This window comes from Pedobacter sp. WC2501 (assembly GCF_052682415.1).
In genome coordinates this window covers 1240321-1261492 of the sequence record NZ_JBQZFI010000001.1, presented here as the reverse complement: position 1 = coordinate 1261492, position 21172 = coordinate 1240321, and the positions used below count along the sequence as shown (strand labels likewise).

The window sequence follows — 21172 nt, the reverse complement described above, 5'->3', positions numbered from 1 at the left end:
GTAGATTTAGGTTTACGATTAATTTGTTTTAATAATATAATAGTTAACGTTTTAACTCAATTTTTGTTCTAATGTAACGACTTCTGGCTGAATAATATCCCATTGGAGTTTATCTTCTTCGGGATGCTTGCTTACCACAATCCTCGAACCTTTTTTCAGTTCGCCAGAAATGATGTATTTGGAGATGGGGCGGCGTAAAAGATTCCGGATAACAGCAGATAACTGCCTTGCACCATATTTTGGTGTAAAACCATCTAAAGCAATCATTTTCTTAGCATCATCTGCTATTTCAAATTCGATACCCAATTTGTTCAGCGATTGCACTAAACTGCTCAGCTGAATTTCAAAAATGCGTACTACATTGCTTTCGTTAATCGGTGCAAATGGAACAATTTCAGAAATCCGGGCTAAAAACTCAGGGCGGAAATGTCCGGCCATTACCTCCATCAATTGGTTCGAAGCGGGGATAACACCTTTTCCAATCTGTTCGGCAATCCATTCACTACCAATGTTCGAGGTGAATAGTATTAAGGAATTGCTAAAATCACCTTCCTTACCCAAGCGGTCGTGCATGTGTCCTTCATCCAAAATTTGCAGAAAGGTGTCGAAAACCGAAGGGTGTGCTTTTTCAATTTCATCAAACAATAGTACAGAATATGGCTGTTGCCTGATTTTATTCACCAACAATCCACCTTCTTCATAACCGACATATCCCGGAGGAGCCCCGTAAAGCAGGGCGGCACTGTGCTCTTCTTTAAATTCAGACATATCAAACCTGATCATCGCCTTTTCATCGTTAAACAAGAATTCGGCAATTGATTTAGCCAATTCGGTCTTTCCCGTTCCGGTTGGCCCCAGTAAAAAGAAGGATCCGATGGGCTGTCCTTTTTTATTCAGGCCACTACGCGATTCCAGGATGGCGTCAGAAACAGCTTTTAAAGCCTGATCCTGCCCTACCACACGTTTTTTAAGGTATTGCTCCATATTGAGCAATTTTTCTTTTTCACCGGCTTGCAATTTACCCATAGGTATGCCTGTTTTATAGGCCACTATAGAAGCAATATCTTGTTTGGTTATGCGATCGCTTTTTTCTGCAGCATATTTTTTTAATTCCTGAAGGCTGCTATTGATATAACCCTGGTATTCGTCAGCAGTTTCGAAAGCATCGGTCTGTGTCTCATCAGTTAAACGGCCTAATAAAACCGGACTTAACTTATTCTGAAGTAATGAAAAAAGCCATTTATAATCTGCAAATTGATCAGCTTCTGATTGGTCCTCAATTGCATTCAGTGTTTCCAGCTCTGTTTCCAAACTATCAATTACCTGATCAGAGGTATCATTCATCATTTTCATCGCCGCCATAGTCCTGTCTAAAAGATCAAAAGCTGAGTCAGGGAGCCTTCTATCTTTCATATAACGTTTGGCCAGGCGTACACATTCGTCCAAAGCATCAGGCTCAATGCTTAAAGTATGGTGTTCTTCGTATTTTACAGCCAGTTTCTGCAACATTTTAATGGTGCTCTCTTCATTTGGCTCATTTACCTGAAGCACTTCAAAACGCCTGCTAAAAGCCTGTTCCGGCTCAATAATCTTACGGTATTCATCGATAGTTGTGGCACCGATTACCGTTATTTCGCCACGGGCAAGTTCTGGTTTCAATAAATTGCCAATTCCAGCACCTAATGGCCCTTTACTATCCAACAAAGTATGGATCTCATCAATAAAGAGCACCGCTTTTTCAAATTGTTTTATTTCTTTGATGATGTTTTTTAAACGGTCTTCGATTTCTCCTTTGTAAGATGCACCCGCGATTAACGAACCTAAATCCAATTCGAAAAGCTGAACTGGTTTTAAACTTTCGGGAACGTTCTGGTTCACAATATCAATAGCAAAGCCATCTACCAAAGCTGTTTTACCCACGCCGGCATCGCCTGTAAGAATTACATTTGGCTTAGTTCTGCGGCAAAGGATTTCCATCATCTGCCTTGTTTCTTTATCGCGGCCTATGATCGGATCTGTTTTACCATCCCGAACTAGTTGTAAGCGATCTATGCAATATTTATGCAGCGCATTGCCTGTACTTTTATTTTCGGCACCAGCGGTTGTTTTATCCGGTGAAACTACCCTCGAAATTTCTTCATCCTTTACATAGAGATCCAAAATTTCGCGTTCTTTGATCGGAAAAGATTTTAACTGATCTGGTTGAAAACCGATACCAGGTTTTGCGAGTGCGGTTAATACACAAACTGGTGTAATTAAATCAAGGCCCAGCTTAATGCGCACATTATCTGCTTCTTCAAAAATTACTGCAATTTCTGGTGCACCACTAACCGTGTCACTAAGACCTGCTGATTTCGCCTGCTCATCAATCCGGACTTCGGCCCACTCACTTATGTATTCCTCATCCTTCCCAATGGAAGTAATAAATGATCTTAAACCAACATCTTTATGCATTAATCCTTTGAGCAAATGAGCTGCAGAAAACACTTCGTTTCTGTATTCTTTTGCCAGCGATTGTGCAATGTGCAGTGCGGTTTTTACCGATTCGCTTAAGTTTGTAACTGCCATAGCCTTTAGTTGGTTGTAGGCAATACTGCCGGGTTAAAATTATTTTCAGTAATGTAATAGTATATTTTGCCGTTTGAAATAAACTGTTGTTCAATCTGTGTAGCTCTTTTAATCTGCTGAACTGACTGATTTAATAATTTAATATAAGTTTCAAACTCATCTAGCGGCATTTTAGAGGTGTTCTTTAAATCACTTACCTTGTATTTGGCTAAAAACTCATTGTTTAAAGGCAAACCCGTAACCAGCTTGATGTAGTTACTTAAAGTCATTGCCTTGATATCACTGGATGGTATTTTCATACCCAAAAACTGTTTAGGCATTTTTACATAGTTTCTAACCAGCTTCCTTCTAAAAGAAGATTGATCGGCCTGAAGGTTTTGCCCCAGCATAATCGAAAATACATCTATAATCTGCTTATACTCCATATTATTTAACACAATTGCATATTGTAAACTAGAGCGGTTATTTTTCACCACATCAGCAGATACGTTAGCAGTAGTATAATATTTAAAAGCATTATGCGGCATGCGGTCTGCTACCTCTGCACCAACAGGTTGTGGCAATAAGCTTTCTACATCAGCAGTTAGGTTTTTACGTGATATACCGGTTAAACGGAATGCACTGTCCAATGAGCTGATCTGGTTATAGATGTCTGAACTGGTTTCTTTTACAAAACGGCGCAAGGCAATCGTCATACTTTGGTTTGAATTTACTGATCCTTTGGTTGGGAAAACCACCCCACCCTGGATTAAACTGTTTTTAGGATAATCTAAATAATAAGAAATAGAATCCTGCAAACTTGTATTATAAGGCTGGAAACTTTTTAAACCTTCGCCTTTTACCATCGTGTTTTTTCTGTATTCTGCAGAACGGATAGCAGACTCCGATACGAGTTTGCGCGATTGAATAACAAAATCGTTAAATGACTGGTTAAAATCACTATATACCTGTAAAGCTAAAATTCGGGCATCAGCAAGGGCAACCTGTTCGCTCAGCTCGTTAATCAGGTAATTGTTGGTTCCGCCTGAATTTCCGGTACTACCCACCAATATAATTAAGTTGGTTTCGTTCTTTTTTGCTTTAAATAAGTTTATTCCGGCTTTTAATGCGCTAAAAACTGGTTCTTCCGAAATCTCGCCATTACACCTCAGGGTATTTTTTGCCTGGTTTGATAAGAATGTCATCAATTGTCTGTAATCATCCTGGATCGGGCTAACAAAAATACCCTGTTGTCCACATCCGGTTTCACCACGGTATACTACACCGCCAAAGTTTACTTTAGTTCCTTTACCAAAATCGCCCATAATATTTTCGAAAGAAGCAATAGTATTCGTCATTCCGGAGAAATATTTGGTCATCGGGCTTCCGCCGTCCACTACAAAAACAACATTTACTTTTGTTTTATTTTTGCGCAGCTTCAGGTAATCCTGATAAGAAAGTGCAGAACCGTTAATGGTTAATATCTTGTTGTCTTTTTTGTTGTAAACATCTGTGGCAATCCCCACCATGCTGCCGCCCTCATCATTTGAAACAACAGGAACACTACGCAGGATCATGTTTTCTCTTGGCAATAAGGGATCTATTACGAAACTTGTTCCGTTATCGACACCATTTTTAAGGGCTACTGCGGTAGAATCATCCATGTCATAATCGCCTGGTTTAACGGAGGTGATGTACAAACGATCTCCCCAACTATGTATCGCCTCGGCAGAAACCCATCCATAAATACTTTTTAAGGCAGTATCTGCAACCAACTGATCGTCAGAACCGATCAGGTATTTTTTGCCATCTTCCGATTTTTTATAGATGTAGGCAATTTCGTGCAATCTCACTTTGCTGCGTCTGTCTTTAAGTTCAGGTGTGTTGTAAACCAAAATGGAATCGGTAGTATCAAAATAGAATTTCGGCTCGGTTAATGCATTTTTTCCGTTAATTATACCAATAGCCTTCTCAGCATAACCCGTTTTTTGATTAGAGAATGCACGTTGCCATAAAAGTAGTTTAGATTTGGCAATCCATCCGTAGCTGATGGCGCTTTTTTTATCGTTAATTTTTCTTCCCCTGATCATTCCCGCTTTATACTTGATCAGTTTCAGATAGCCATTTTGCTCTTTTGAAACATAAAAAGGTTCCATAAAGCTGATTTTTTTCATAATCAGGCTTCCACCCGGCGCTGTTGTGGTATAATTATCTTCACGATCGGAAAAAACAATCCACGGCAAACTGCTGCTGCGGGTGTTATCGTTAACATTTATGGTTTCAGCTGGCCTTTCGTATGATTTAGGCATGTATTTTACTTTTTTGCCAAAGGATGCCGGTGATTGTGCATAGGCAAACGATATTCCTAAAAACAGGATGGTTAAGGCATAATATTTTTTCATATTCTATGTAGATGAGCTTAAAATTAGGTTAAGAGGTTAATCTATTTTGTTTTTGCCGGAGCATCAGTAGCTGCTGTTGCTTCAGGCTGGGCCGTTCCAGAGTGTTGTTTAATATTTAATAAACTGGCACAGGTAGAGTTGGGCTTAATGGTCAGTTGCGCTTCATCTACCGCTATTTCTCCTCCAAAAGTCAGTCCCATACAGTACGAATAAATATCAGTCTGTTTTTTCTTGCCATTCATTTCTACATTTACAGTTACTTTTTCGTTGTTGCACATGTATTTGTTAATGAGATAGTAATAATTAGCGTTAAAATCGGCTCCGTTGGCAATGGCCTGCAGACGTGCCCTGATGTCGTCGATGGTTTTACGTTCTCCATCTCCAGGAGCAACAAGGTCATCTACGATTTCGGCATTTGGATCAGTAATTAAAATGGTTAAAAAAGCGGGCTTACGGGCTTTATCCGACCGAAGACGAACTACATATTTCCCTGGTGCGCGGTAGGTGTACAAGGCCGTTTTCCCCTTTACATCCACACGGCCGGTTTCGCCGAACGACCATTCGAAGTCTTTTCCTTCTCCATCACCTTCAAGCCTGATCTCCTCGTTAACCAAACCAGCGGTTGGACCACTAATGGTTAACACACTATCTACAGGTGCAGTATGAACGGTATCGCGTACAGTAACCGGAAATTCCTGACGGAGTTCGCCGTCGACTGTTAGGCGTACAATGTAGGTGTCGGGCTTGGTGTAATGGTAAGAACCGGTTTTTGTTGTGGCCTTTTCACCGTTACCAAATTCCCATAACCATTTTGAGGCCTTTGGGGTATTATCGGTAAAAACTAAATCTTCATTTAAATAAATTTCATCCTTAAGGATTCTCGCATCAATTGTCCTTTTTTCGAACAATGAACTTTTAAATAAAAAAATGAGGCCTGTTAAGAGTAGTACAGCCAGCAGGATGTAGAGAATAACATAGCCTTGCGAATTTGAATTAACTTGCTTGGTGTTTGTGTCAGACATAGGTAGCGTTTTTTATAGGTTGTTTTTGGTATTTTATCTAGCAGATATCGTTTGCTGTAATTGCCGTCTGTTGGTAATGCAATCATCTAACTGTTTTTTATGCAGCTCGATATCTGAAATATTTCTGTTTTGTTCTTGTCTATCGTAAAATAATCTATCGTATAACTGTGCGGTGTGGACAAAGATTTTATAGCGTGAATCTGATGCCTTACGGTCAAACGCAGCTTTGATTGAACCTAATGAAAGCTGGATATCATTCTTTAAAAAAACGGCCTGCACATTTGGGTTATAACGTGTAATCTGTTTAAACGTAGTATCAATCGTTGGCATAGTTTCTTTCACCATATTTTCGAATGCTTCGTTCTCGTTAATCTTAACTTCCAGTTCTGTTTTAGAAATTTCATACTTCGACTTATCGCTATAAAAAATCCCAAAGCTCAAAAGCCCAACAGTGAAAACGAACAACGCTGTAAAAAACAAGAATTGTTCACGTCTTTCTTTTATGCTTATTTTAATCATGATGTTTTAATTACTTGCCTTACCTACCGTTTCTAATTCTTTGTGCTGCAGATTGGTTTGCCTTTTGGCACTCGTTTATACGTTCTTTGTACCGCTGTATATCACTCCTTGATTGGAAAAGCGAATCTTGTAAATCGGCCATTGCACCAACATTATTGTTTAGTTTTCCGTACAGATCGAAACTTGGACTTGGTTCTGTTTTTTTTGAGATTAATTCTTTTATCTTGTTATTGGCGCTCTGAATATCACTAAGCAGGATACTTTGCTTGCTCATTTCATTTGCATTATAATCGCGATATTGGGCAAGTTCTTTGAAACGGACCTGAATAAGGTCAAAATTTGTATTGATATCTTTTCTTAGGTAAGATAGCTTATCGCTTTCCTTTACCTTTTTATCGAGCAAAGTATACTCATAGTCGGATGCGGCAAAAAAGAGATAGATACAGAGAATGGAGAAAAGCGTTAGAAATACAAAGTTGATAATAAACCTCGTATAAGAAGTTCTGATTTCGATGGCATTGATGGGTTTCATAGAGCATTAATAGTTTTCACATAGCATTAGTTATCGTATTAATCTGACATCTCTTTCACCTTAAATCACTCAAACTTTTTCAAATTAATATTGTCTATAACAATTTTTGATATTTGTTGTTTGATAATAAAAACGATTTTATTTCTTTTACTTTTAGCAAACTTTAAGCCAAACCCTTTATGTCTGAAAATTTTTATAACAAACCCTTCAGATTTAAGTCTCTTTTCTCAGGTACTGGGCTTCAGCCAACTGACCTTGGAAGATCGATTTCGCACCATATCGAACTGATCATTTTTACGCGGTATGGGGAGCACCGGTTCCGCAACGATTTTGGCTGTGAAATATGGGACCTTGATTTCGAATTAATCGTGAGTGAAAGCATCTGGGAGGAAAAATTCCGCAAATCGTTGCTTAAATCCATTACCGATTATGAGTTCAGGATCTATAATACTTCGGTTGAAGTGCGCATTACGGAAGTAGAAAATGTATATCCTTTACGTAAGATAACAGAGATCAAAAAAAAGGTGGATATTAGTGTACGGGCACTAATAAAAACCACAGGAGAAAAATATTTTTTCAACACCGCATTATTCCTCAGCCCGCTATCCACCTAATCTAAAACGCCCCAAATATTCTACACATGAAACCAGTTTTTTACTCATCGAAAGATGAAGTCCGCAATAGAATTTTAAAAAATGCCGAAGATTTTTGGAATGTTAAAGACAGTAACGACTTTGATCCGCTGGTCAAGCTGATTATTGAGGCCTTGAGCAACGAACTTTTTAACGTTGCCAATGATGTTAAAAATTTAGAGAACAGGATTTTTGATAAGATCAGCCGCATTTTAGCCCCCGATCATTTAACTTCTTCGTTACCTGCCCATGCCATTATGCACGCCAGGCCGATTGAGCAGCAGGATTATCTTTCTCCTTATTCGCAGTTTGCATTTAAGAAAAACATTCCTCAGGAAAACGATAAGGCAAAAAAAACCGATATTTTTTTTAGTCCGCTACACACCGTAAAAGTAAATAATGCAGCTATAAAATATATTGTTACCGGAAATACCCTTTTTAATGTAGAACAATTGGGTAAACAGCCCATCCACAATACACTTTCTGGCGCTTCGGTAGAGAAAAACACGATGTATATCGGTTTTAGTGGCATTAAAGACTGGATGGATTTTAATAAACTGAACTTATTTTTCGACTGGAAAAATTATTCAGTGCCTGAAAACACTTATGATTTGCTCTCGCTGGGAAAATGGTTCTACAAAAATAACGAACTCGCGGCCTATACCGAACGTTTTATGGATGAGCCTTTAACAGGTAAGGTACAGGCACCCTTTCATCACAAGCAATTGCTTAATCTGATTAAAGCAGATGTTTTACAGTTTTACAGCAATAGGTTTATTACCCTGGGCGACCTTAACGATTTTAATATCGACGAAAGCGGGGAACTCCCTCTAGTATTTTCCAACCTCTTCCAGCCAGCTGTTTTAAATCAGATCGATAATTCGGTAAAATGGCTTAAAGTAATTTTTCCGGCAGCGATAAACCAGGAAATGCTGAACGAGCTTCATATTTATATCAACGCGTTCCCGGTAGTTAATAAACGGTTAAGCCAGATTAAACACCGGCTTAAAACGATGAAAAATATTATCCCGATTAAAACGGAATCGCTGGATCAGATGCTTGCGGTAGAAAACCTGAAGGATAACAAAGGGAAAAGTTATAACGAAATTCCCTACACCAACGAGAATGAAAAAGGCGATGGTTCTTTCTCGATCCGCTACGGAGGAACGGAGCGTTTTGATACCAGGAATGCAAAAGAACTAGTTGATTATCTTTTTGAGCTTTTACGCGATGAAAAAGCCGCTTTTACAGCTTATGGTCCCGATTTTTTAAGTACCATCCTTAAAAACCTGGAGCAGAATATTGCCCTGATTGAACAAAAAAGCCGTTCCGCATTGAAAGATATTAAAGAGTTGCCAAGTTATATTGTATTGAAACCGATTGATGATGCGGATATTTTATTTCTGGATATCTGGGTTACCCAGGCAGAAGAAGCCAACCACATCAATGCGGGTAGCCGTTTAGTGGTATATGATAACAATAGAGTAAATGCTGAAAGTATCTTTTTATTAAGCCAGACCAAAGGCGGCCGGTCACGGCTGAATGCCACCAACCGGGTGCAGGCTTATAAATATGGCTTAACCACTGCCGACAGGATTATTACCAAGGCCGATGTGATCAATTTTTGCCGTTACGAACTGGGCAATAAGTTAAAAGGCATTACGCTTGCCAAGGGTTTGATTATGGATAATAAACCGAATGCGGGTTTTATTAAAACCACCGATATTCTGATCGAGCCCGCAGATCAGCTAAACCTGAGTACACAGGACTGGGAAGAGCTGTTGAGCTTGACTTTGGCAAAATTGAATTTAAGAAGTACTATGAATATACATTACCGTTTGCTGTTGAAGCCTACGATTTATAGGGCAGTTTAAGGTTTTGATGGAGTTATAAATCTTTTTTATACAAAAGTCGTCCTCTCTGCCGCAGCAAAGCGAGTTGGAGAGATCTATTTAAACAGATTTAGCTACGCTGAACAATTGTGGTTCTTGACTTCCTTGCACTTCCGCTCGACGGTTTTACGAAAGTAGCGATCGTGTAGGATTGCTTCGTGCCTCGCAAGGGCAACCTCTTTCGCTTTTACGCAGGGCATTATTATTTAAAGATTATTTAAAGATACACTGTATAACCCAAATAAGCACTTTCGCCATCCTCGCTCAATACCGTTTCCTGATAATCGGGTGCGGTAAGGAGCTCTACATTTACTTCGGCATCAACCGGCATCAAATAACTGATAGCCATATCCAAAATGGCCCTGTTTTTTTGTCCAGGAATAAATTTAATCAGTTCCTGTGGTAAAGTAGGGCCGATATTAATGTTATACGCTTCGTGTTCGGGGGTAAAACTATCGCCTATGATGGTATCGATACCCAATGCGCTCCCGCCCAACTGCATCTGCATTTCTTCAGCAATTTTTACCGGGGCAATATTCGCGGTAGCATCTACAATGGTAAGTGGCAGGTTAAATAACGCGGTTAGCACCTTCGATACAAAATCAATGTTGTTTCTTTTCTGCTGGATTTCGGGCAGCAGGTGCATCCAGATAATACTCTGCTCTTTATTGAGCAAATTAAACTCATCCCAGCCAAATTCAAAAATCTGACTTAAATCGGAATAGGTTGTTTTTTTATCGAGCATATTCTCATATAGCTCGGTCATGATCCTTACATAATTAATCTCGGCATCAAAAGGAGTAAAAAATAACCTGGCCTCTTTTTCTTCCTCCCTCCTATCCCTGATGTCTTTGATCATCGATTCCTCGTCCATGCCCGCACTACCGGTTGGCGGGCGGTGGAAAAGCCCTTCGGGTAGCATATCATACAAACCTTCGCGGTTGGTACTGATGCGGATGCGATCCTGTCTTCTTTTATCAGAATAATAAGTCGTAGTATCCTCGATATCTTTTGCAAAGGCACGTTTATCAGGTCCCAATGGAATAATTTCGATCCGATCGGCATCAATTACCTTACGTTCAATCAGATCGGCAGCGTGGGCAACGGCCTTATAATCTGTAAATAGTTCGTTATTAATCAAAGTTTCTTTTTTCATTAAACTTTAAGGCTTCATTTTTGTTATAGGTTAAATTTTTATTACCGAAAAAATAACAATCATAATCAAATACTAAAGATACTATATTTGTACTACATCACATCTATAAAAATTTAATGGACGTTCAATCATTTTTTATCCGCTTTCTCTTATTCCCGCTGATCTTCATGGTATCAACAGCGGTGCTTTCTATCATCAACAAGAAGAACCAGTTTCTCAATAACAAACGACTCATCGTAAGTGTTCTGTTAATCGGCATTATTTTAGCCATCCCGGGGTTTTTAGGCTTTCTAAACTTTAATTTCATGCCCTGGGGTTATATCATTTGCTGCATCTTTTACCTTTTAATGGGTACGGTTTTCGTTTACCTGTTAACCAAATACTACCCTAAGGATGTGCTGGAGCGTAAAGTTTTTATCTTTTTTGCCACATTAATTTCGACCATTTTATCGGTTTATTTATTCCAACTGGCCTTTAACTGGTTAAGTGCGGTAAACTTTGGGTGGTTCGGTGCCGGCAGTATTGCCTGTTTCTTTGTGCCGCTTATTTTTTGGTGGGCTTATGTTTCTTTACTGGGGATTCCATCTGAAATTTACAAAATCTGGAGGTACCCAGATACGCCACTGGACATCAACATGGACCATGTAGACTTTAACCGTTTATTGGTATTGGAGCTTGAACTTTACAAAAAAAGCAGCGATCCGGAACCTTTGAAAGTAAAAGTAAAAGCGGTAGAAAACATGAACTTCGGGATCTGGTTCCACAAATTTATTGATGATTACAATTTAAAGTTTGCCAAAAGCCCGGTGGAATTCAGGAGCGAGGATATGGAAAATTATAAATGGATCTTCTTTATTAAAACTTCGTTCTTTAAACGGAATATCTTTATTGATCCGGATTTGGATATCATTGAAAACGGCATTACCGAAAAAATGACGATTTACGCTAAACGGGTATCTGAAAACATAAACAAACCCAATGAAGTTGGAGAAAGTGCTATCTTTATCTAATCTATAATCAAAAACATCTACCATGATAAAGCCGCTAAAATATAAATCCATTAACTGGATTAATGGCATGAAGCTCTCTAGTGATCATTTCACCTTGAGTGATCTCTACTTGCAAGACTTTGTACGCGATGCCGCCTCTCTACATTTAAACAACAGCAATTACGGATTTTTACCCCCTTTTGCAGGTTATAAAAGTTCGCATGATATTGAAATTATCGAAAAAGCAACTAACCATATTGAGGTAAGGGTAAGGTATTGTAATGCCATTACTCCCGAAGGTTGCCACATTGATATTGTACAGTCAGATAATATGGATACGCTGGTACACAACCACTATTTTGGGCAGTCGGAGCCACGTAACTACTTTATTTTATTGGTAGTGAGTCCGTTTAACCGGGTGCCAGCTGGCACACCAAATCCTGAAGAGAGCCCAATTCGCTACCCTGAACTAACTAAAAGTTATTCCATCGCTGTTTTACCAGAAAGTGAGGTGAATTCGCAAACGGCAGACAGTTATTTTCTAACGATTGGACAGGTTTATTATGAGAACGGAAGATTATCGATCAACAATAATTATATCCCGCCAAGCTCAACCATAACAAGCCATCCGGCGTTAATCAGATATTATGAGTCATTCAGTGTTTTATTGAATGATTTACAATTGGCTGCATTTAAGATTATTGATAAAACAGCAGGCCGCGATAATATCACGCCTCTTGGCAAGAATATCCGTCTGATTTCTGAAAAGATTGTAGATTATATTGCAGGTTTATTTTACGAATACCGAAACATTGCACACCGCGAATCGCCTGTTGTTTTAGCAGGTTACTTTTCTAGTTTGGCACATATTTTTTTTACAGCCATAAAACTGATAGATCCGCGTGAACGAGAAGAGTTGCTTAAATATTTTTACGAGTGGAAAGATGTAACTCCAGGAAACTTTGAAGAGCTTTTAGCAAAAACCATTGAATTGGTTTACGATCATAAACAGATTAATAACAGCATGGTAATGGCCAACGAATTTATGAATGTGTTGGTAGCCCTCTGGAATAAATTGAGTGGTTTAGAATATATCGGACAGCGCAAAGAAAATATTGTGGTTGCTGAACAGCAGGTTGTACAACAAGTACAAGCCAGAAAAACCTGGACATTGCTGGATTAAAATTATTTCTCGGAGTAAATTTTATAATTAGCTGTATCTTAACCGGGTACAGCTTTTTTTGTATATATAATTTAAGGTCTTCATTGATCTTATTCTGGCCTTTTGTGCGGATCTTCCCTATAACCTAAGTTCGATTAATAATATGCTTTAATTTGGGTTATTTGGCGCCTTACATGAACGGTCGTCACCCTGAACTTGTTTCAGGGTCTTTATAGCATGGCGGTTTAATAGGAAAGATGCTGAAATAAATTCAGCATGACGAAACGGCTAGCTAATTCGGCCTAATAAAGTACATTAATTTTTAAACATTAATCGAACTCAGGTCTATAACCAACTGTTTTGAAAAGCGACCTTACTTTTTTATCGTCTACTCTCATATCTGCTTTGCATCAATGACAAGTAACAGCAAGACGAGACAGCCACGACACTATAAAACAAAGAAGACAATCGTAGTATGAACATTTGTATTATAAATTTGTTGATTATTAGTCATTCTTCAGGCCTAAATACATTTACTTTGCTTCCCTAACCAATATACATTGTATGAAAAAACAAAACTCACTGACAAGTGTAACCAGGAAGGTTACTTTTGTTATGGCTGCAACCATCGTGTTTGCAAGCGCTGCATGTTTAACAGGCTGTAAAAAAGACCAAAAAATGGCGCCCGCTCCAGTCGATGCTTCTACCAAACCAGGCGCAACGGTAGAAACCTACCAATCGGGTACAAATAACGGCTTCTTTTGGTCGCTTTGGAAAAGTGACGGCGCAACCGGCACAGTCAATTACGCTAATGGTGCAGCCGGAAATTACAGCATTAACTGGAACGGATTTAATGGTAATTTTACTTGCGGTAAAGGTTATTCGGTAGGGTCAACAACCTATAAAATAGGCTATAACCTGAGTACTTATTCAAACTCCGGAGGTGGTACTTTTGGCTGGTACGGATGGAGCAGAAGCCCTTATTATGAGTATTATGTGAATGAAACCTGGGGTTCGGTTTCACCTCATACAGGTACTTTCCTGGGGACATTTAACTCCGATGGTGCAGCTTATAACGTATGGACCCGATGGATGACAGGTAAAAATATCGACGGTGGTGACGGTTTCAGACAGATTTATAGCTCCAGGGTTACAAAAACTTCTACCGGACAAAATCACGTCATTACTTTTGCTAACCACTACAACAAATGGCAAAGTTACGGATATACCCTTGGTCAGTTAAATATTCCTGCAATTATGGTTTCGGAAACATGGGGTACTAATACGAATGGCAATATCAACTGTACCATTTGGGCACAGTAAACATTTGTTTTAAAACGCTCACAACCACATTACTGCCCGGCAATAAGCTGGGCAGTATGTACTGCAGGTAATCCTGATCACTTACCTGGATTAAAAATGCTTTTAATATTATTTAACAATTACTTACCATGAGATCGATACTTTATTTCCTTGCTTGTTTCATTTTTATCCTCGCTGCGTGCCATTCGCCAAATCCTAAAAATATAGATGGAAATAAAAAATTACTGATCGGAAAATGGCATCGGTTTTCCACAGCAAATGGATATAGCGAATTTGATATTGATTCGCAAAATGTAGTTTTCTACAATCAGAAAGTGGGTCGGTTCAAGCTTCCTTATAAAATAGAAAATGATTCCTTAAAATACCTTACCAAGGATTATGTGGCCAAGATTACAAACTATGGTGACTCAGTTCTTTTGGAAGGAAACGATAGTACTAAAGCCATTTTGCACAGGTTTAAAGAACCGCATATCCCATTTAAAACAATTCCTGAACAAAAAGATTCTTTATCATTTGCATCATACATCGCAGATTTCGATAAAAGATTGATCAGTGAGTTTGAGAAAGCCGGGATAAAGATTGCTAATGGTGCGGAAAAAGGTCAGGAACCTGCATACGAAGAATTGCTGAAAAAAAAATCAGCAAATAGGTAAGCACTATCTACCGATCTGTAGTTTACATTGCCTCAATTTCATTAAGTTAAGCACCTCTGTTGTCAGTCTGAGCGTAGTCGAAGGCTTCTTGAGATTGATAATCGCAAATGAATGCTCTTCCACTACAAACAATTGACAGGATCAAATTTAAAGATTTCTCTATTTCGATCGCAAGGACGATACTTCTAATCAATGTACCTCTTTAAAATTCTCCTACAATTAATTTTATATAATAAATTAATACTCAAGGTGACATCTTTTTGAGATGCTCACCTTTTTTTTGCGAAATGAATAATTTGGTGTTTCCAGAAAACGAAAAAGCCTGTAAATATTTAATTTACAGGCTTTAGTTAAATTTAAACTATTTTCGCGGAATGGACGGGACTCGAACCCGCGACCTCCTGCGTGACAGGCAGGCATTCTAACCAGCTGAACTACCACTCCTTTTGTTCTTCTTTAAAGTTCGAACCTCTTTCCCTTTCGGGAATGCAAATATATACACTATATTCAGTTTATCACTATAGTAACCGACTTTTTAATTAATAAATACGTAACACACTGAACCTCATTCTACATATTTTAATCAAAACAGTTATTAAACAAAAAAGCCTCAACTTTTGCAAGTTAAGGCTTTTGTTGCGGAATGGACGGGACTCGAACCCGCGACCTCCTGCGTGACAGGCAGGCATTCTAACCAGCTGAACTACCACTCCTTTTGTTTACTTTTTAAAAGTTTAAACCTCTTTCCCCTTTCGAGGTTGCAAATATAGAGACAAAATTCTTATTTGCAAACTTTATTTTAAAATAATCGTAATTATCTAACCTACAGCACCTTCCTGCATTTTTTCCGCATTCTCAGCAAATTGCAGTGCATCAATAATCTCTTGGATATCTCCATCCATAATACTTGGCAGGTTATACATCGTTAATCCAATACGGTGTTCGGTAACACGACCCTGAGGATAATTATAAGTCCTGATCTTAGCCGAACGATCTCCTGTTGACACCATTGTTTTACGTTTAGCAGCAATATCACCATTCTTTTTCTGCAATTCGATATCGTAAAGCTTACTACGCAACATCTCCATCGCAATTACTCGGTTACCCAATTGCGAACGTTCTTGTTGACATACCACTACAATGCCTGATGGTTTATGCGTTAACTGCACTTTGGTTTCTACCTTGTTTACATTCTGTCCACCGGCACCGCCCGAGCGCGAAGTCTGCAGCTCAATATCGGCAGGGTTAATATACAGATCAATTTCTTCTGCTTCTGGCAAAACTGCTACAGATGCAGCCGAGGTATGCACACGGCCCTGTGTTTCGGTATCTGGCACACGTTGCACGCGATGTACACCACTTTCGTACTTCAACTGACCATAAACATCATCACCATTCACTTTCAGAATTACCTCTTTATAACCGCCCGCCGTACCTTCTGTTACATCAACAGTCTCCACTTTCCAACCCTTAGTTTCGAAATAACGGGTGTACATGCGGTATAAATCGCCCGCAAATAAAGCTGCTTCATCGCCACCGGTACCACCGCGAATCTCAAAAACTGCATTTTTAGCATCTTCAGGATCTTTAGGAATCAACATCAAACGGATATTGCTTTCCATCTCTTCCTGCTGTTTTAACAAAAGATCGAGCTCTTCTTTTGCCATTTCGCGCATTTCAGCATCTTTCTCGGTAGCTAAAATTTCTTTATTCGCATCAATATTACTCATCACATTCTTGTAGATTTTATATTCATCTACAATCTTGCCCAAATCTTTATATTCTTTATTTAAAGCCGCAAAACGTTTCATATCCTGAATTACATCCGGATTGCTCAACGATTCTTCTACATCTTCCCAACGCAGCTTTATAGCTTCTAATTTATCTAACATATTTATTCTTGTTGAAATTTCCTGAAGGTTAGCATAGGCCCAAAAATTCAGGAAATGCAAAAATAAGGAAAAAAGCTGAATTAGTTTGTTTAGGATTAGAGGTTAATTGGTTAAGGGTTTGAACTGGTTAATCGCTTGGACGTAATGCGAGGTAAAATAAAAATCAATATGTTGCCCGTTAGTCGGAAATGCTAAAGTTGACTTAGAGGTTTTGGAAATGGGCAGTTCCTCACCTATGGCGGCCAGTAGCCCCGCGATCACTTCAAGTCCTCGCTACGCTCCGGGCTTTTCGTTTTATCGGGTTTAAGAACAGTGGATCATGCATCTAGGCGACGTGCAATTCCAAATAGTTAAACGGCTCAAAAATTACGCATCTGGACTATAATACTCCAATTTCAAATCCACACCATCAAAAACCCCATAAGAGTTATAATTAAGCCACTCTCCAATATTCACATAGCGGCTTCCCTTGCCTAAATCAATATCAAGCGGCAAGTGTCTATGTCCGAAAATAAAGTAATCGAAATGTGCTTTCTGCAGCTGTTCTTTGGCATAAATGGCCAGCCATTCTTTATCCTCGCCTAAAAAAACTTCTTTTTCGGTTTGTGCAGCCCTACTGCCCTGGCTCCATCCATTTGCGATGCCAATACCCAGATTTGGATGCAAACGGGCAAACAACCATTGACAAAGTTTGCTTCTAAAAATTTTCCTTAGGAATTTATATTTGTTGTCTCCGGGGCCTAAACCATCGCCATGGTGTAGATAAAATTTCTTACCTCCTCTTTCGATGATCAGTTCATCGCTGATAATCTCCATGCCGATTTCTTTAGTAAAATAATCGCGCACCCACATATCATGGTTACCTTTAAAAAAATAGATTTTTATCCCGGCATCGGCCATAGCGGCCAATTTACCCTGCAGGCGAATAAATCCTTTGGGGATCACTTTAGCATACTCGAACCAGAAGTCGAAAATATCGCCCATCAAAAATAATTCGCCACAATTTGGTTCTATAAAATCCAACCAACTTACAATGCGCACTTCACGGGCACGGCTTTCGCCATAATTGGGCGTACCTAAATGAAAATCGGAAGCGAAATAAATATTTTTTGCCATGGATTTTTCAAAGGTAAGGCAAAAAGCTTAAAGACTAAAGAAGAAAGACCAAAGCACAAAGCTTAAAGACCAAAGTACAAAGACTAAAGCTTAAAGACCAGAGGTTAAAGCTCAAATCGCCTGACAAATCGGTGTAACCACCCGAAGGAGAAGACTAATGTTATGTGCTTAACTCCTTGTAAGTCTGTGTTTCCGTGGCAAAAAACTTAATGCCCTTAATTTCTCAATGGTAAAAACCAAAAGGTAAAGGCTGAAAAACCAGTATAAAGACTAAAACTTAAAATGCCTCAATCTGTGCAACCCTAAATCTGTGTAATCAAGCCGAAGGAAAAAAGCTGAAAGACTAAGGCGAAAGAATAAAATAACGAGCCAAACTCCGTGTAAATCTGTGTTTCCGTGGCAAAAAACTTAATGCCCTTAATTTCTCAATGGTAAAAACCCGAAGATAAGGCTGAAAAACCAGTACAAAAACTAAAACTTAAAATACCTTAATCTGTGTAATCAAGCCGAAGGTAAAAACATATATTAGTAAATAAATCTGTTTCACTATGAAAAAACAAATTCTATTAAGCTTATTTGCATTAAGTCTGTTTGCCTGTAACCAGGGCAAAAAACCTGCAGAAAAAATAACATTGATGAAATATCCTGAAACAAAAAAAGATAGCACAAAAGATAATTATTTCGGCACCACTATTGCCGACCCTTACAGATGGCTGGAGAATGATACTTCGGCAGAGACAAAAGCCTGGGTTATAGCCGAAAATAAGGTTACCCAAAACTATCTCGAGCAGATTCCCTATCGTGCTGACATTAAAAAACGCTTAACCCAATTATGGAACTATCCTAAAGAAAGTGCGCCATTTAAAGTTGGCGAATACTATTTTTTCACTAAAAATGATGGTCTTCAAAACCAAAGTATCTGGTTTATTAAAAAAGGATTAGATGGCAAAGAAGAAGTTTTTCTTGATCCAAATACACTCACAAAAGATGGAACAGCAGCCGTTTCGCTTTTGGGCTTCTCTCACGATAAAAAATACCTGGCCTATTCGGTTGCGCAAGCTGGATCAGACTGGAGCAATATTTACATAATAGAAATAGCCAGCAAAACCAAATTAGCCGATGAGCTAAAATGGACAAAATTTTCTGGCGCAGCCTGGAAAGGCGATGGTTTTTACTACAGTAAATTTGACGAACCTGCTAAAGGAACCGATCTTTCTGCAGCCAATAAATACCAAAAAGTGTATTTCCATAAATTGGGCGATCAGCAACAAAATGATCAGTTAATTTTTGAAGATAAAACCAATCCAAATCTATATTTCGGTGCCAATGTTACCGAAGATGAACGTTTTCTGGTGGTTTATGCCAGTGCCGGCACTTCAGGCAATGCATTATACTACCAGGACTTAAAAGCGCCTGACAGCAAAATTACCCTACTGGTTAAGGGCTTCGAAAACAACCACAGTGTTGTTGATAATATTGGTGAAAAACTACTGGTAAACACCGACCTTGGCGCAGAGAACAAACAAGTAGTTTTAATTGATCCAAAAAATGCAGATCCTAAAAACTGGGAGAAAATTATCCCTGAATCGAAATTGGCTTTAGAGGGTATTGGTACTGGCGGAGGATTTCTTTGGGCTTCTTACTTAAAAGATGCGAGCACCAATATTATTCAGTTTGATTTAACAGGAAAGAAAATCGGCGAAGTAAAACTGCCAGCAATTGGAACCGTTGGAGGCTTTGGTGGCTATAAAGAAGATAAAGAATTTTTTTACACCTTTTCCAATTTCACCACTCCCGGCACTATTTACCGTTACGATGTGGGCAAAGCTGAATCGATTTTATATAAAAAATCAGAATTAAAGTTCAATACAGACGATTTTGAAACCAAACAAGTATTTTATCCATCAAAAGATGGCACAAAAGTACCCATGTTTATTGTACACAAAAAAGGCATTAAACTGGATGGCAACAATCCGGTTTATCTTTATGCATACGGCGGCTTCCAGATTAGTTTAACCCCGGGGTTTAGTCTCTCGCGGATGTTATTTTTAGAGCGTGGTGGCATTTACGTTCAACCCAGTTTACGGGGTGGGAGCGAATATGGCGAAGCCTGGCACAAAGGTGGCATGTTAGCCAAAAAACAAAACGTTTTCGACGATTTTATTGCCGCAGCCGAATACCTGGTTAAGGAAAAATATACCAACCCATCTAAAATTGCCATTTCGGGTGGCTCAAACGGAGGACTTTTAGTCGGTGCCTGCATGACGCAAAGACCCGATTTATTTAAGGTGGCTTTACCTGCTGTTGGCGTATTAGATATGCTTCGCTACCATAAGTTCACCGTTGGATGGGGTTGGGCTGTTGAATACGGAACAAGCGATAAAAAGGAAGATTTTGATTACCTGATTAAATATTCACCGCTCCATAACATAAAAAGCGGGGTGAATTATCCGGCCACATTGATAACTACAGCAGATCACGATGACCGCGTGGTACCGGCACATTCATTTAAATTTGCGGCAACCTTACAGGAGAAATACAAAGGTGCAAATCCGGTTTTAATCCGAATAGAAACTAAAGCGGGTCATGGAGCAGGCAAGCCAACCACAAAATTAATTGAAGAAGCGGCTGATGTATGTAGCTTTGTATTCCAGAATTTAGGAATGAGTTGGTAAAGCTGTAAACTATGATGAAGATTCATAAAGAGATCAAAAATAATGAGCTGTATCTATATCAAAATGGAGTACTTATTTATAAAAAATGGTTGGCAACAGGCGAATCAAAAGTTTTTGATTTAATGGCATACAATAAATACACATTAGTAAGTTTCAACGAAATAGAGTATGAAAATTCAAATTCATTAATTTTAGTGCAGGCAGAACTGAAATTGAAGCCAACAAATGATGGAGGAAGAAAATCGGGTATTATATCAGGCTTCAGACCCAATCATGTATTCGAATATAAACAAAACCAAATGTTACAAACCTTTATTGGGGATATTAATTTTAGCGAGTGGCCTACGATAGAACCTGGGGAGAAAAAGAATGTGAAAGTTAGGTTTCTTGATTTCCCTTTACTCCACCCCTATTTAAATCTTGGTCAGGTATGGCATATCCATGAAGGAGAACGGGTTATTGGCAAAGCTAAAATATTAGCTTTTTATGATTCGGATAAAGAAAGAAAACAATTTCCTAGTAAACCCATAGACCAATTATAATTTGCTTTAAAAAGCTAAATACCTTTAACTTTTGCATTCAGTTTAGCCCAAAGCATATAAAATACTGAATATAATACGATTGCAAAATTATCTAGAATATTTCTAAATAGCAGAATTG

General features: G+C 38.7%; 16 protein-coding genes and 2 tRNA genes. 8 read left to right on the top strand and 10 right to left on the bottom strand.

The genetic code is table 11. From position 1 onward, the window contains the following. Positions 1 to 51: 51 nt before the first annotated feature. From ACUN24_RS05410 to tssO, 5 genes are read right to left on the bottom strand one after another with little or no spacing between them, the layout of a single operon-like run. A complete protein-coding gene (locus ACUN24_RS05410) occupies positions 52 to 2568 on the bottom strand; it encodes an ATP-dependent Clp protease ATP-binding subunit (RefSeq protein ID WP_445561577.1) in 2517 nt (838 codons plus the stop codon). A 5-nt stretch (positions 2569 to 2573) separates the two neighbouring features. After that, on the bottom strand, positions 2574 to 4949 hold the full coding sequence (gene tssR / locus ACUN24_RS05405) for a type VI secretion system protein TssR domain-containing protein (protein ID WP_445561576.1): 2376 nt from the start codon (positions 4947 to 4949) through the stop codon (positions 2574 to 2576). Between the two features lie 41 nt (positions 4950 to 4990). Further along, positions 4991 to 5971 (bottom strand): PKD domain-containing protein, encoded by a 981-nt coding sequence (locus ACUN24_RS05400; RefSeq protein WP_445561575.1) that lies wholly within the window; start codon positions 5969 to 5971, stop codon positions 4991 to 4993. A gap of 33 nt (positions 5972 to 6004) precedes the next feature. Then, the gene (locus ACUN24_RS05395; RefSeq protein WP_445561574.1) at positions 6005 to 6490 is read right to left on the bottom strand and encodes a type VI secretion system transmembrane protein TssO; all 486 of its coding nucleotides are present in this window, start codon (positions 6488 to 6490) and stop codon (positions 6005 to 6007) included. Between the two features lie 19 nt (positions 6491 to 6509). After that, positions 6510 to 7022 carry a type VI secretion system transmembrane protein TssO gene (gene tssO / locus ACUN24_RS05390; protein WP_219076320.1) on the bottom strand — a complete coding sequence of 171 codons (513 nt, stop codon included), beginning with the start codon at positions 7020 to 7022 and terminating at the stop codon, positions 6510 to 6512. A gap of 179 nt (positions 7023 to 7201) precedes the next feature. Here tssO and ACUN24_RS05385 point away from each other — a divergent pair, with 179 nt between their 5' ends. Together ACUN24_RS05385 and ACUN24_RS05380 are read left to right on the top strand one after the other, a co-directional pair. Further along, positions 7202 to 7636: a GPW/gp25 family protein gene (locus ACUN24_RS05385; RefSeq protein WP_138819422.1), complete on the top strand. Its 435-nt coding sequence runs from the start codon at positions 7202 to 7204 to the stop codon at positions 7634 to 7636. Between the two features lie 26 nt (positions 7637 to 7662). Further along, positions 7663 to 9528 carry a type VI secretion system baseplate subunit TssF gene (locus ACUN24_RS05380; protein ID WP_445561573.1) on the top strand — a complete coding sequence of 622 codons (1866 nt, stop codon included), beginning with the start codon at positions 7663 to 7665 and terminating at the stop codon, positions 9526 to 9528. Between the two features lie 235 nt (positions 9529 to 9763). Here ACUN24_RS05380 and ACUN24_RS05375 read toward each other — a convergent pair whose 3' ends face one another. After that, positions 9764 to 10702, bottom strand: a complete 939-nt coding sequence (locus ACUN24_RS05375; protein WP_445561572.1) for a type VI secretion system baseplate subunit TssG — start codon at positions 10700 to 10702, stop codon at positions 9764 to 9766. 116 nt (positions 10703 to 10818) lie between these two features. Here ACUN24_RS05375 and ACUN24_RS05370 point away from each other — a divergent pair, with 116 nt between their 5' ends. The 4 genes from ACUN24_RS05370 (at position 10819) to ACUN24_RS05355 (ending at position 14829) form a co-directional block, all read left to right on the top strand. Continuing rightward, positions 10819 to 11712, top strand: a complete 894-nt coding sequence (locus ACUN24_RS05370; protein WP_445561571.1) for a TssN family type VI secretion system protein — start codon at positions 10819 to 10821, stop codon at positions 11710 to 11712. Between the two features lie 22 nt (positions 11713 to 11734). Next, positions 11735 to 12874, top strand: a complete 1140-nt coding sequence (locus ACUN24_RS05365) for a hypothetical protein (RefSeq protein WP_445561570.1) — start codon at positions 11735 to 11737, stop codon at positions 12872 to 12874. A 543-nt stretch (positions 12875 to 13417) separates the two neighbouring features. Beyond that, positions 13418 to 14176, top strand: a complete 759-nt coding sequence (locus tag ACUN24_RS05360) for a glycoside hydrolase family 11 protein (protein WP_445561569.1) — start codon at positions 13418 to 13420, stop codon at positions 14174 to 14176. 128 nt (positions 14177 to 14304) lie between these two features. Next, entirely contained in the window at positions 14305 to 14829 is a 525-nt protein-coding gene (locus tag ACUN24_RS05355; protein ID WP_445561568.1) for a hypothetical protein, read from the top strand. A 370-nt stretch (positions 14830 to 15199) separates the two neighbouring features. On the opposite strand, the gene ACUN24_RS05350 is transcribed toward ACUN24_RS05355, so the two are convergent. The 4 genes from ACUN24_RS05350 to ACUN24_RS05335 form a co-directional block, all read right to left on the bottom strand. Then, positions 15200 to 15273, bottom strand: a tRNA-Asp gene (locus ACUN24_RS05350). Between the two features lie 195 nt (positions 15274 to 15468). After that, positions 15469 to 15542: transfer RNA gene (locus ACUN24_RS05345), tRNA-Asp, on the bottom strand. Between the two features lie 105 nt (positions 15543 to 15647). Next, positions 15648 to 16721 (bottom strand): peptide chain release factor 1, encoded by a 1074-nt coding sequence (prfA, locus tag ACUN24_RS05340; RefSeq protein WP_055904375.1) that lies wholly within the window; start codon positions 16719 to 16721, stop codon positions 15648 to 15650. 366 nt (positions 16722 to 17087) lie between these two features. Then, positions 17088 to 17837 (bottom strand): UDP-2,3-diacylglucosamine diphosphatase, encoded by a 750-nt coding sequence (locus ACUN24_RS05335; RefSeq protein ID WP_445561567.1) that lies wholly within the window; start codon positions 17835 to 17837, stop codon positions 17088 to 17090. 548 nt (positions 17838 to 18385) lie between these two features. On the opposite strand from ACUN24_RS05335, the gene ACUN24_RS05330 reads away from it, so the two are divergent. After that, positions 18386 to 20512 carry a prolyl oligopeptidase family serine peptidase gene (locus ACUN24_RS05330; RefSeq protein ID WP_445561566.1) on the top strand — a complete coding sequence of 709 codons (2127 nt, stop codon included), beginning with the start codon at positions 18386 to 18388 and terminating at the stop codon, positions 20510 to 20512. A gap of 11 nt (positions 20513 to 20523) precedes the next feature. Continuing rightward, the gene (locus tag ACUN24_RS05325; RefSeq protein ID WP_445561565.1) at positions 20524 to 21054 is read left to right on the top strand and encodes a hypothetical protein; all 531 of its coding nucleotides are present in this window, start codon (positions 20524 to 20526) and stop codon (positions 21052 to 21054) included. Positions 21055 to 21172: the final 118 nt, after the last annotated feature.